This window comes from Xanthomonas sontii (genome assembly GCF_040529055.1).
Lineage (GTDB): Bacteria > Pseudomonadota > Gammaproteobacteria > Xanthomonadales > Xanthomonadaceae > Xanthomonas_A > Xanthomonas_A sontii.
Genome location: NZ_CP132342.1, coordinates 3,399,070 through 3,412,421, shown reverse-complemented (window position 1 = coordinate 3,412,421; position 13,352 = coordinate 3,399,070). Strand labels below are relative to the sequence as shown.

General features: G+C 68.6%; 8 protein-coding genes. All 8 read right to left on the bottom strand.

Going from position 1 to position 13,352, the window contains the following annotated elements; translation table 11 throughout:
• Positions 1 to 129: 129 nt before the first annotated feature.
• The 8 genes from RAB70_RS14315 to RAB70_RS14280 all read right to left on the bottom strand — a co-directional run bounded on the left by RAB70_RS14315 (position 130) and on the right by RAB70_RS14280 (position 13,055).
• A complete protein-coding gene (locus RAB70_RS14315) occupies positions 130 to 2,514 on the bottom strand; it encodes a methyl-accepting chemotaxis protein (RefSeq protein WP_152245890.1) in 2,385 nt (794 codons plus the stop codon).
• 101 nt (positions 2,515 to 2,615) lie between these two features.
• The gene (locus RAB70_RS14310) at positions 2,616 to 2,996 is read right to left on the bottom strand and encodes a hypothetical protein (RefSeq protein ID WP_026143867.1); all 381 of its coding nucleotides are present in this window, start codon (positions 2,994 to 2,996) and stop codon (positions 2,616 to 2,618) included.
• Positions 2,997 to 3,178: 182 nt separating this feature from the next.
• A complete protein-coding gene (locus tag RAB70_RS14305) occupies positions 3,179 to 3,673 on the bottom strand; it encodes a chemotaxis protein CheW (protein WP_017910573.1) in 495 nt (164 codons plus the stop codon).
• Positions 3,674 to 3,795: 122 nt separating this feature from the next.
• A complete protein-coding gene (locus RAB70_RS14300) occupies positions 3,796 to 4,578 on the bottom strand; it encodes a flagellar brake protein (RefSeq protein ID WP_026144691.1) in 783 nt (260 codons plus the stop codon).
• Between the two features lie 60 nt (positions 4,579 to 4,638).
• A complete protein-coding gene (locus tag RAB70_RS14295) occupies positions 4,639 to 6,846 on the bottom strand; it encodes a methyl-accepting chemotaxis protein (protein ID WP_148827918.1) in 2,208 nt (735 codons plus the stop codon).
• The gene (locus tag RAB70_RS14290; RefSeq protein ID WP_223875754.1) at positions 6,843 to 7,277 is read right to left on the bottom strand and encodes a hypothetical protein; all 435 of its coding nucleotides are present in this window, start codon (positions 7,275 to 7,277) and stop codon (positions 6,843 to 6,845) included. Before RAB70_RS14290 ends, RAB70_RS14295 begins: the two co-directional genes overlap by 4 nt.
• 348 nt (positions 7,278 to 7,625) lie before the next feature.
• Positions 7,626 to 10,124 carry a methyl-accepting chemotaxis protein gene (locus RAB70_RS14285; protein ID WP_265529147.1) on the bottom strand — a complete coding sequence of 833 codons (2,499 nt, stop codon included), beginning with the start codon at positions 10,122 to 10,124 and terminating at the stop codon, positions 7,626 to 7,628.
• Positions 10,125 to 10,811: 687 nt separating this feature from the next.
• Positions 10,812 to 13,055: a methyl-accepting chemotaxis protein gene (locus tag RAB70_RS14280; protein WP_265529144.1), complete on the bottom strand. Its 2,244-nt coding sequence runs from the start codon at positions 13,053 to 13,055 to the stop codon at positions 10,812 to 10,814.
• Between the last annotated feature and the right edge of the window lie 297 nt (positions 13,056 to 13,352).

The window sequence follows — 13,352 nt, the reverse complement described above, 5'->3', positions numbered from 1 at the left end:
GGGAACGGGGAAATTGAGCGCGCGGCGCGACCGATCCGTAGACAATCCTCGCGCTGGCGCGGCGGTCAAAAAAATCCCCGGCGCGAAGGCCGGGGATGGGGGGGGGGGCAGCGACAGGCCGGGCCTGTCTCAGAACTCCTGCCAGTCCGAATCGGCCAGGGCCGGCTCGACCTTGCGGGCACGCACCGCCGCCGGCTTGGCGGCGGCGACGGCCGCAGGCTTCTTCGCCGGCGCTGCCGCCCGCGGCGCGGACACGGCCTGCGGCGCGTGGACCGCGCTGGCCTGCGCCGACTGCTCGACGCGGAAGATCGACACGGCCTCGATCAGCTGGCCGGCCTGTTCTTCCATCGAACGCGCGGCGGCGGTGGCTTCTTCGACCAGCGCGGCGTTCTGCTGGGTGGTCTCGTCCATCTGGGTGACGGTCTGGTTGACCTGCTCGATGCCGGCCGACTGTTCCTGCGAGGCGGCGGCGATCTCGCCCATGATGTCGGTGACGCGCTGCACCGAGGCGACGATTTCGGTCATGGTCTGGCCGGCCTGACGCACCAGGGTCGAGCCGTTGGCCACCTGGCTTACCGACGCATCGATCAGGCCCTTGATCTCCTTGGCGGCGTTGGCCGAGCGCTGAGCGAGGGTGCGCACTTCGCTGGCGACCACCGCGAAGCCGCGGCCCTGTTCGCCGGCACGTGCGGCTTCCACCGCCGCGTTGAGCGCCAGGATGTTGGTCTGGAAGGCGATGCCGTCGATGACGCTGATGATGTCGGCGATCTTCTTCGAGGACGCCTCGATCCCGCTCATGGTCTGCACCACCTGGCCGACCACACTGCCGCCCTGCGAGGCGACCGTGGCGGCGCCGCCGGCCAACTGGTTGGCCTGGCGCGCGTGCTCGGCGTTCTGGCGCACGGTGGAGGTCAGTTCCTCCATCGAGGCGGCGGTCTCTTCCAGATTCGCCGCCTGCTGCTCGGTGCGGCGCGACAGGTCGTCGTTGCCGGCCGCGATCTCGCCGGCGGCGGCATTGATCGCGTTCGCCGCCTGCTGGATGCGGCCGACGATGGCCGCCAGCTGCTCGGCGGTGGCGTTGGCGTCGTCGCGCATGGTCGCGAACACGCCCTGGAAATCGCCATGCATGCGCGCGGTGAGGTCGCCCTGCGACAGCGCGGTCAGCAGCCTGGACACTTGGCCGATGCTGTCGCCGTTGGCCTGCAGCAGGCCATTGAGCTGCTGCGCCAGCTGCAGGAAGAAGCCGTGCTTGCCTTCGATGCCGACGCGCCCGCTGAGGTCGCCCGCGGCGGCCTCGCGCACGATCTTGGCCACTTCCTGCTCGACCTGCGCTTCCAGGGTGCGGTCGCGCGATTCGCAGACAAAGCCGATGTGCGTGCCGTGCTGGTCGCGGATGGCGGTGATGGTCTGGGCGACGCGCGCGTCGACGTAGGCCATCTCGCGTTCCATCACCCCCTTCTTTTCCAGTTCCGCCAGGGTCTTGGGATCGTGCTGGTTGCCGTACTCCAGCACCGTCACCGGCGAGCCGACCAGCGGCAGGCTCGAATCGAAGGCCGGCGCCACCGAGTGGATCTGCTCGGCGTACTTGTCGGTGAGGCCCTGCATCGACGGGTTGGCGTAGACGATGTTGTAGTCCAGGTCGACGATGAACATGCCGGTCGAGGAGTTGTCCAGCGCGGTGCGGATGCGCAGGTTCTCGGCGGCGACCGCGGCGTCGCGCTCGATGCGCCCGCGCAGGTCCTGCTGCATGCGCTTGAGCGCCTGCATCAGCTCGCCGATCTCGTCCTTGCTGTTGGCGTCGATATGTCCGTCGAGCTTGCCGGCGGCGACGTCGCTGGCCACCTTGACCGCATCGCGCACGCTGTTGGCGAGCATCCGCCCGAACAGGAAGGCCAGACCGACCGCTGCGCCAAGGCCGATCAGCAGGCAGATCAGCAGGGTTGCCGAGGCGTTGCGATAGGTGCCGCTGGCGGCGTCGGCCGCGGCCTTGGCCTGGCGATCGTTCTCGGCGATCAGGGCGACGACGTCGTCCACCACCTTGTTGTGCAGGGTGCGGGTCTCGCCGGTGAAGGTATCGATGGCGTCGTCGTGCAGGTCGAGCTGCAGCATTTCGTCGACGGACTGGTAGGAGGCGCTGGCCTTCTTCCAGTCGGCGACCAGACGGTCGTAGATGGTCTTTTCCTGCGGGCTGCCGATCTTGGGCGGATATTGGGCCAGGATCTGGTCCATCTGCTTCTTCAGCGCAACCTTGCGCGCGGCCGATTCCTTCTTCAGCGCATCGCTGCTGCGGATCAGACTCTGGTAGGCGGAATTGCGATATTCGCCGAGGATGCCGCGCATTTCGCCGCCGGTGCGCACGCTCGGCACCACCTGCGACGACACATTCGTGGTCACGCCATCGAGCGAGTTAAGACCGCGGTAGGCGGCCACGCCCTGGATCAGCATCAACGCCAGCACGACGCCGAACGCCAGCATCAGTTTGGGCATCACCTTCAGATCTTTAATCCACTGCATGAGCGCGTTTCCCATAATTCGGAGGGGGACGACAAGGGGCAAAAAAGCAAACGCCGCCGCGCCGGACCGTGTGCACGGGTCCAGCACGGCGGCGCAATGGCTTACTTGATGGTGGCCAGCTTCAGGCTGGACGGCGCGCTGACCTGGATTTCGGCACGCGAGCTGTCCCGCTCGATCTTGCCGATCACGCACACGTCCTTGCCTTCCAGGGTTTCCGGGGCGAAGCCGAACTTGCTGCGGTCGGCGCCGGCGATGCGGGCGGAGAAGGTGTGGCGCGGGAACATGCCGCCCATGTACAGGAAGGTCGGCTCGCCTTCGGAATTCTGCGCGTACTTGGCTTTCTCGACCTTACCGCAGACCATGCCGTCCTTGCCGACGAAACGGGTGGCCATCTCCGGCGGGATCATCTGCTGGGACTGGGCGAAGGTGCTGGGGCTGGCGGCGAGCAGCAGGACCAGCAGCATGGGAAAGCTCGGTTTCATGGAACGACTCCTTGGGGACGGGGGCTGAAGTGAGGGCCGTGTGATGCCGGCCACTCTTCAGCTATCGGCGTGAAACCGGTTAACTTGATTCGCCCAAGTGATAAACAGTTCGCATTTCAAATAAAAACCCGCCTTGCGGCGGGTTTCGTCTACAGCCGGGCGGCCGCCGCAGCGGCCGGGGGTCAGGCGGCTTCGTCGACGTGGGCGTGCTGTTGGCCGAACTCGGCGCTGTCGAGCAGGGTCTCGATATCCAGCAGGATCAACATCTTGTCGTCCTGGGTGCCGATGCCCGAGATGAAGCGGGTGTCGACCGCGGCGCCGAACTCGGGGGTCGGGCGGATCTGCTCTTCGTTCAGCGGGATCACGTCGGAGACGCTGTCCACCACGATGCCGACCACGCGGTTCTCGACGTTGAGCACGATCATCACGGTGAAGGCGTCGTAGCGCGCTTCCTTCAGGCGCAGCTTCAGGCGCAGGTCGATCACCGGGACGATGGTGCCGCGTAGGTTGATCACGCCCTTGATGTACTCGGGGGCGTCCGGGACCCGGGTGACCGAGTCGTAGCCGCGGATTTCCTGCACCTTGAGGATATCCACGCCGTAGTGTTCTTCGCCGAGGGTGAAGCTGAGGAATTCGCCGCCGGTGGCGTCGGAGTTGGAGGTGGTCTTGTCGTTCATCGTGTGCTCCTGGTGCGCACGGGATTGCGGGTGGTGGCGTGGGTGGGAAAGCGCGACTCTGATGCTAGATCGGCGCGGCCACGGCGAACTTTAGACCTGGATCGGCCGGCCGCTTGCGGCGTTCAGGAAAGCACGCCGCTCTTGCGGGCGCTGCGCTGGCGCTCGATGCGGAACACGTAGCGCTGGATCGCCGCGTCGGCACCGCGCGGCAGGTCCTGGAAGCGCATGCCCACGCGCAGGGTGTCCTGGCCGTTGGCGAGCTTGGAGACATACATGTTGCAGACCTGCAGGGTCAGCCGGATGGCGTCGGCATCGGGCAGCTGCAGCACGCAGTTCGGATAGCTCTGCTGCAGCTGCGGCATCGGCTGGCCCTGTACCAGCGCCACCGCCAGGCCGCCGCCGCTGATGTCCACCACGCGCAGTTTCAGTTCGACCTGGCCGGCATCGTCGTCGATGCGCAGCACGCACAACGGCGAATCGGTGATCGGGGTCTCCAGGCGGAAATGCTCGCGCCGCTGCAGGTAGTAGAGCGATTCCGGCAGCGGCGCGCGCAGGCCCGGCTGGCCGTTGTCGTCGGTGCGCTGCGGGCTTTCGATGCGGAAACGCACCCGCACCTTGTCCAGCTGGGCGAAGCACAGCAGGTACTCGGCCTGCTCGGCGGCGCGGTTGGAGGCCTCGTTGACGCTCAGGTCCAGCAGCACGCTGTCCTCGTCCAGGTCCAGCAACGCGGTCGAGAAGGCCTGGTCGCGACCGCCCACGTGCGCGCTGACCTGCGAACGCTGCTGGATCAGCGACTGCAGCAACTGGCGGATCTGACGGGGCTTGGTCAGCAGGAAACGGTCGTCCTCCACTTCTTCTTCCGGCGAAGTCGGGACAGGGGAGTCGCTGGGAGTGCCTTCGGCCATGGTGGAGAGTGGGTACTGGAGGTGGGTGGGGCGGCACCGCGTCGGGCCGCCCCACGCATGCTATCGGCTGAGCTGGACTTTTTTGTAGACCGGCTGCACGTTGCCGCCAGTGGCGACCGCGTTCGACGGCGGGCGCTGCTCCAGGGTGAAGGATGCCACGGCCCGTGCCAGTTCGCCCGCCTCGTGTTCCATCGACCGGGCGCTGGCGCTGGCTTCCTCGACCAGGGCGGCATTCTGCTGGGTGGCCTCGTCCATCTGCACGACGGTCTGGTTGACCTGCTCGATGCCGGCCGACTGTTCCTGCGAGGCCGAGGCGATGTCGCGCATGATGTCGGTGACGCGCTGGACCGAGGACACGATGTCCTGCATGGTGCGGCCGGCCTGGTCGACCAGGGCCGAGCCTTCGGCCACACGGGTCACCGAATCGTCGATCAGGTCCTTGATCTCCTTGGCGGCGTTGGACGAACGCTGCGCCAGCACGCGCACCTCGCTGGCGACCACGGCGAAGCCACGGCCCTGCTCGCCGGCACGCGCGGCCTCGACCGCGGCGTTGAGCGCCAGGATGTTGGTCTGGAAGGCGATGCCGTCGATCACGCCGATGATGTCGGCGATCTTCTTCGACGAGGCTTCGATGCCGCTCATCGTGGTGACCACCTTGCCGACCACGCTGCCGCCCTGCGAGGCGACCGCCGCGGCGCCGACCGCCAACTGGTTGGCCTGGTGCGCATGCTCGGCGTTCTGCTTCACGGTGGAGGTCAGCTCCTCCATCGAGGCGGCGGTTTCCTCCAGGCTGGCGGCCTGCTGTTCGGTGCGGCGCGACAGGTCGTCGTTGCCGGCGGCGATCTCGCCGGCGGCGGTGTTGATCGCGTCCGAGGCGCCCTGGATCTGCCGCACGATCGCCGACAGCTGCTCGGCGGTGGCGTTGGCATCGTCCTTCATGTTCGCGTACACGCCCTGCAGGTCGGCGTCGATGCGCCGCGACAGGTCGCCCTCGGCCAGCGCGCGCAGCATCTGCTGGATGTGGCCCAGGCCGGAGGCGCTGGCGGCGAGCATGGCGTTGATCTGCTCGCCCAACTGCAGCAGGAAGCCGTGCTTGTCGTCCAGGCGGATGCGGCCGCCGAGGTCGCCGGCGACCGCACCACGCACGATGCCGGCGATCTCCTCTTCCACCGCCACTTCGTCGGTGCGGTCGGCCCATTCCACCACGAAGCCGAGGCGGTTGCCGGTCGCGTCGGTGACCGGATTGACGATCAGGCGCATGGTGTGGCCGCCGACGCGGATCTGCGCGCGGTGCGTGCCGGTCAGCTCGGCGAGCATGCGCGCCTGGTGTTCGGGATGGCGGTGGAACACGTCGATGGTCTTGCCCAGCAATGCGCTGGCATCGAACTGCGGCAGGTCGCGGCGCAGGTCTTCCTGCACCTCGCTGAGCATCTGCAGCAGCGGGCGGTTGACGTAGACGATGCGGCGGTCGGCATCGGCGATCATGACGTTGGTGGTGACATCGTCCAGCGCGCTGCGGATGCGCTGGGTCTCGCGCTGCGCCTCGCTGTCCTGCTCGCGGCTGCGCAGCAACTGCGCGTTGGCGGCCACCAGGGTGTGGGCGATGGAGCCTTCCGGCAGGTCCAGCTCGCGGATCGCGGCCGACAGCGGCTGTTGCTGGGCGATGGCGCGCGCGGCCTGGGCCAGGGCGTGCGGGTCGTGGCCCACGTCCAGCAGTTGCCGGCGCATCTGCACCGCCATCGGCACCAGGATCGCCGCTTCCACCGCCACGTACAACGCATGGATCGCCAGGATGCCGATCCCGGCCTCGGCGGTGAACACCCGCACCGGCAGGCCGCGGTGCTGCAGCCAGAAGAACAGCACGTGATGCACGGCGATCGCGGCGGCCGCGACCATGATCGGCCGCCAGTCGCGGTAGTACAGCAGCAGCGCGATCAGCAGGATGACGCCGAAGTGCACTTCGATCATGCCCCCGGCCTGCTGGATCAGCGCCGCGGCCAGCACCATCAGGCCCAAGGCCACGGTGCAGCGGCTCAGCAGGCTGCCCGGATGCAGCTTCACCTGCAGGGCAATGACGGCCAGGGTCGGCAGGCTGACCGCCAGCCACGGCGTCCACGCGCCCTGATGCCAGGCGGCGGCCAGGCTGGCGAGGGTGGCCAGGACCGCGACGACCACGAACAGCCGGTCGGCCTGCGCCGCCAGTTTCTGCAGGTAGACGTAGCGCTCGTTGCCGACGAGAAAGCTGCCTTGGGTAGGCGAGGCGCTCATGAGAGGGATTCCTTGGAGTCGGTGGGACATCCGCACTGGGCGGGAGAGATCAGCGGCGAAGCGCCGCCGGTGGCGAGCAGCCGCGGCAGCAGCGACGCGGCGGCGATGGACGTGCCGCATCCGGCCAGCTGTGCCGGGCCGGCATAGATCAGGCGGGACTGCGCATCGAGGACGATCAGCGCATAGGGCAGGGACGGCGGCGCCAGCCGGGCGCGCAGGTCCACGCTGCGCATCCCTGGCAGTGCGAGCGCCGCAGGCGCGGCGCACTCGCAGCCGGCCACGCGCAGGCGGAACGCCACGGGCTGCCCGTCGGCAGCGTCGATGGCGGGCGCAAAGGCCAGCAGGCGCGCGCGAATGGCCTCGGCGCTGTCGGCCGGCGGCGGGCTGGCGAGCGCTACCAGTTGGCTTGCCGCCCAGATGCTCCAGAGCACCAGCAACAACAGCCCCCATGGCAGGCGAGTGAAACCTCCCCAACGGGGCGTCGTGGTGGATAGTGCCTGCATTGGAAACCGGCCAGCGCGACGCCGGTACTCACCGGCTGTTCACGTTATCGACAGCACCTGTCGATCCTTAAGGTCGTATTCATCACATTTCACGCCGTGGTAACGATGCTGCTGTGGGGTTTGCGAAAAAAGGCTGCCGCGCAGGCCTGGAAACGCAATCGGCCGCGGAGGCGTTCCGCGGCCGATCGGCAATTGGGTCGTTGTTCCGGCGGCGCGGTGTGCGCCGGCCGGGGCGTGACAGGCCAAGCCTGGGTGGCGCGATCCGCGCGCCTGGACTCAGGCGGCCGCGTGTGTCGGCGTGCGCGCGGCCGGTACCGCCGGCGCACGCACCGAGGATGCCGCCGCCTGCACCTTGAACACCGCCACGGCCTGCCGCAGGTGGCCGGCCTGCTCCTCCATCGAACGCGCGGCGGCCGTGGCTTCCTCCACCAGCGCAGCGTTCTGCTGGGTGCTCTCGTCCATCTGGGTGACGGTGCGGTTGACCTGCTCGATGCCGGACGACTGCTCCTGCGAGGCGACCGCGATCTCGCCCATGATGTCGGTGACGTGCTGCACCGAGGTCACGATCTCCTGCATGGTGGTGCCTGCACGCTCGACCAGGGCCGAGCCTTCGGCGACGCGGCCGACCGACTCGTCGATCAGCGTCTTGATCTCCTTGGCGGCGTTGGCCGAGCGCTGGGCGAGGGTGCGCACTTCGGTGGCGACCACGGCGAAGCCGCGGCCCTGCTCGCCGGCACGCGCCGCTTCCACCGCGGCGTTGAGCGCCAGGATGTTGGTCTGGAAGGCGATGCCGTCGATCACCGAAATGATGTCGCCGATCTTCTTCGACGAGGCTTCGATGCCGCTCATGGTCTGCACGACCTGGCCGACCACGTCGCCGCCCTGCGAGGCGACCGAGGCCGCGCCGGCGGCCAGTTGGTTGGCCTGGCGCGCACGTTCGGCGTTCTGCTTGACGGTGGAGGTCAGCTCCTCCATCGACGCAGCGGTTTCCTCCAGGCTGGCGGCCTGCTGCTCGGTGCGGCGCGACAGGTCGTCGTTGCCGGTGGCGATCTCGCTGGCCGCGGCATTGATGCTGACCGCGGCAGTCTGGATGCGCGCGACGATGGCCGCCAACTGCTCGGTGGTGGCGTTGGCGTCGTCGCGCATGGTCGCGAACACGCCCTGGAAGTCGCCGTGCATGCGCGCGGTCAGGTCGCCGGCGGCGATCGACTGCAGCAGGGACGACAGCGCCTGCAGGTTGCCGTCGGCGGTGGCCATCAGTTGGTTGAGGCTCTCGACCATCAGGCGGAAGTCGTACTGGAAGCGCGCGGCGTCGCCACGCACGCTGAAGTCGCCGGCGGCCGCCGCACCGGCCAGGTGCTTGATCTCGCTGTTCATCGCGGTCAGGTTGTGCTTGACCGTGTCCATCGTCTCGCTGAGGCGGGCTTTCTCGCCGGGCAGGCGGTCCATGTCCTCGGACAGGTCGCCGATGGCATAGCGGCCCATGATCTGCGCCAGGCGCTCGGTCACCGCGATGTGCGCGGCGGCCAGGTCATTGCTGTCGCGGACCATGCGCCCGTAGTCGCCGGGGAAGCTGCTCTCGTCCATGCGATAGCTGGTCTGGCCCCCATCGTGGCGCCGCGCCATCTCGGTCTGGGCGGCCAGCACCTCGCGCAGCTGCTGCTGCATGCGTTGCATGTCGGCCAGCAGCCGACCGCTTTCGTCGCGGCTGGGCACCACGATGCGGGCGTCGAGGCGGCCCTCGGCGATGTCGGCGGCAACGCCGGCGGCGCGGCGCACGTTGCGGGTCAGGGTGATCAGGGTGTGCGCGCAGATCGCCGCGATCAGCAGCGTCAGCACGCCGAGCCCGGCCACCGCGGTCCACATCGCCTGCAGCGAGGCGTCCAGATGACGCTGCGACTGGCGCTGCAGCGCCTGCAACGCGGTGGCGCTCAGCCCGTGCAAGGCCGCGTCCCAGCCATGCAGGGCCGCGTTCCAGCGCTGATCGGCATCGGCGCTGCGGCCGTCCAGGGCCTGCGCCAGTTGCGGCAGGGCGCGATCGGCGACGGCGGCTTCGGCGGCGACGGATTGGGACAGGGCCGGATCCGGCTGTTCGAGCAGGCCCAACGCCTTCTTCAGCTCATGCCGCAGGCGGCCCTGATCGCGGGCCAGTTCGGCGATCTGCGCGCGCAGGACCGGGGTGTCGGCGCCGGCCTGCGAGGGGTCGCGCATCGCGTCCAGCCGGGTCAGGGTCTGGCTGGTCACCGGGGCGTAGATCAGGCTGCTGACCACCAGGTGGTAGCTTTCCACGTAGGGCGTATAGACCAGCTGGCTGTCGTCGCGCAGGGCGTCCAGCGCGTCGTCGGCCTGGTCGGCGACCGCCGCGAAGTCGCTGCGCCTGGTCTGCAGGGTCTGCTGCAATTGCGCCAGCGCCGCCGTGCTGCGCTCGAAGCCGGGCAGGGCCGGGACGGTCCGCTGCAGTTCGCGCAGCGCCCGGTCCGCGGTGTCGCGCGCCTGCGCCGTGTCGGCGACGGCGCCGACCTGTTCTTCCTGCAGGGCCGCCAGCAGCCGCAGCATCTCGCGCAATGGCGCGTAGCTGCGTAGCTCGGCGCGGCTGACCTCCACGCCGTCGCTGAGGGTGCGGGTGTACAGCAGCAGGGGAATGGCCAGCCCGATCAAGGCCAGCACGCCGATCAGGCTGAGCTTGCGCGCAATGGGGAGGTCGTGCCAGACCCGCAAACGCGAGCGGCGGTCGGAGGCGGGCGGAGCGGCGTGGTTCGCGGAGTGCGACGTCATTGCGCGGGTCTCTGGGGGAAAGCGAAAGAAGGCATGCGCTCGCGAGCAAGCGCATGCGATGGGAATGCAAGGGGGGCGGACAGCGATCGAACTTCGCCGGGCGAAGACGCGCGCATGCGAGGGGATCGCCAGCACTCGGCCGAGTCGGGCAGATCTTTAGCGGCGGCTTGAGACAAAGATTGAATCTGTGATCTTGGCGGAGTTACGCGGCCATCAGGGTTGTGGCGCCTATGTGAGGAAAGGAGTGGGCAGGACATACGCGCTGCGGCGCGCTGCGGATGCAGCGCCGATGCAGGAGCTGCGCGATCTGCAAACGGCCGCACGATTCCGGGATGTGCAGGCCTGTCGAGAAGGCTGCGGGAACCGCGGTGACCGGCGGGTGTTGGCATGTCCTCGCTCGGTCCATTCGCCGATGGACGTGCCGCGCCGCCGTCGCTGGTGTCGCATGCAGTGGGCGTGATCCGGCCGTGCCGGGCTGGCATCGAGGTCGGGCGAGGCAGGGGCAGTCGGGCGCTGGCGCGCCGTGGCAGGCACGCGATGATGGCGAGGAGGCGCGGGGCGATGGCCGATGGCGGCGCGTGTCGAGCGCGCGTCGGGACAGCCGGCGTTCGATCAGGCAGGGAATGGCGGAATGTGCCGCTGGTGCAGGCGAGGTGGCCAGGCCGTGTGCGCCTGGCCACCGCGGCCTCAGAACTCCCGCCAGGCGTCGCCGTTGCTGGCGGCGGCCACGACCGGACGGCGTGCCGCCGGTTGCGGCGCCGCGCCGGCCTTGCTCGCAACCCGCGCCGCCGGCTTCGCCGGTGCCGCGCGGACCGCGGCCGGCGGCGCGATCGTGGCGACACGGTCGATCTTGAACAGCGCGACTGCATCGCTGAGCTGCACCGCCTGTTCTTCCATCGAACGCGCGGCGGCGGTGGCTTCTTCGACCAGCGCGGCATTCTGCTGGGTGGTCTCGTCCATCTGGGTGACGGTCTGGTTGACCTGCTCGATGCCGGCGGACTGCTCCTGCGAGGCGGCCGAGATCTCGCCCATGATGTCGGTGACACGCTGCACCGAGGCCACGATCTCGCTCATGGTGCGGCCCGCCTGGTCGACCAGCGCCGAGCCGGTGGCGACACGGCCGACCGAGTCGTCGATCAAGGTCTTGATCTCCTTGGCGGCGTTGGCCGAGCGCTGGGCGAGGGTGCGCACCTCGCTGGCGACCACGGCGAAACCGCGGCCCTGTTCGCCGGCACGGGCGGCTTCCACGGCGGCGTTGAGCGCCAGGATGTTGGTCTGGAAGGCGATGCCGTCGATGACCGAGATGATGTCGGCGATCCTCTTCGACGAGGCCTCGATGCCGCTCATGGTCTCGACCACCTGGCCGACCACGCTGCCGCCCTGCGAGGCGACCGCCGCCGCACCCACTGCCAACTGGTTGGCCTGGCGGGCGTGTTCGGCGTTCTGCTTCACCGTGGAGGTCAGCTCCTCCATCGACGCGGCGGTTTCTTCCAGGCTGGCCGCCTGCTGCTCGGTGCGGCGCGACAGGTCGTCGTTGCCGGCGGCGATTTCGGTGGCAGCGGCATTGATGCTGACCGCCGCGGTCTGGATGCGGCCGACGATGCCGGTCAACTGGTCGGCGGTGGCGTTGGCGTCGTCGCGCATGGTGGCGAATACGCCGTGGAACTCGCCGTCCATGCGCGCGGTGAGGTCGCCTGCGGCGATGGCCTGCAGCAACGCCGACAGCTTGCCGAGGTTGCGGTCGCTGACCTCCATCATCGCGTTGAGATCCTGCACCATCAGCCGGAAGTCGTGCTGGAAGTGCGCGGCATCGCCGCGGGCGCTGAAGTCGCCGGCCGCCGCCGCGGCGGCCAGACGCTTGATCTCGGTATTGATCGCCAGCAGGCTGTCCTTGGCCGCATCCATCGATTCGTGCAGCACCGCACGACTGCCGGGCAGGCGGCGCGCGTCGCGGCGCAGGTCGCCGTTGGCGTATTCGTTGAGCACGCCAATGGCATCGACGATGGCGTCCAGGTGCTCGAACATCATGGTGTTGATGCCCTTGCTCAGCTCGCCGTAGACGCCCGGGAAGTCCTGCGGCATGCGGTGGGACATGTCCTTGTCGGCATGCAGCTCGATCATCAACGCGGTTTCGCTGGAGAAGCGCTGCAATTGGGTCTGCATCCGGCCCATCGCGACCAGCAGGCGGCCGGGTTCGTCGCGCGCGTCAGTGCTCACGTCGTTGTCCAGGCGGCCATCGGCGATGGCTTCGGCGGCGCGGGTGGCGCGGCCGAGCGGCCCGGTCAGGCTACGGGTGATCGTCCAGCCCAGCAGGCCGCTGACCAGCAGGACCGCAAGGCCGCCGGAGATGAGGATGACGCGGCCCCGCGCCATCGCTGCCGAGGAGATCGCATAGGCCTCCCGGCTCAAGCGCCGCTGCAGATCGGCATTGGCGCGGATCGCCGCCTGCTGCTTCTCCATCGCCACCGCGGCATCGCCCAGCAGCAATGCCTGCGCCTGGGCGTTCTGGTCCTTCTCGCCGAGCGCCAGCACCTGGTTGTTGAGTTGCACCGACTGCGCCCGCGTGCGCTCGATCGTGGCCATGGCCTGGCGTTCGGCCGGGGTCGCCGGCATCGCCGACAATGCATCCTGCGCGGCCTTGTAGCGCGCCCGGTTGCGCTGCACGATGTCGATCATCTTCTGGTTGGCCGCATCGCCATCCACGATGGTGATGGACAGCAGCCCGATCTGCACATTGGTGTTGGCGTCCAGCATCTCGTTGGAGAGGCGGACCTTTTCCATGTTGCCGTTGACGATGCTGTCCAGTTCGCGATGCGCCCTGGCCATGGTCAGCAGCCCCATGGCGACCAGTACACCGGACAACAGGATGAGGATGCCGAACGCCATGCCCAGGCGCCGACCGACGTTGTAGCGTTGCAGAAGTGCGTTCATAGCCGACCTTTGGGGGACAGAAGGAGTCGGGTCGCACGCGCTGGCAGGCCAGCGTTGCGGCGCCTCGTGGCGATGCGCTGCCACCCCATGGATATCGACATGGCGGCCAGGAATTGAGCGGTGTGCGGATCCTTGTTGGCGGGCGGTTAGGAAGCTGTCTGCCTTCCGACGCGTGTTGGTCGGCGAAGGCAAAATCCGACGTGGTTCCGACATGCGCCGGCGTGTAATGCACCGAGCTATGGTTCGCGTATTGCAGGAATGCGCAGCTGCGTAAGGGCTGCGCTGCGAACGCCGGGC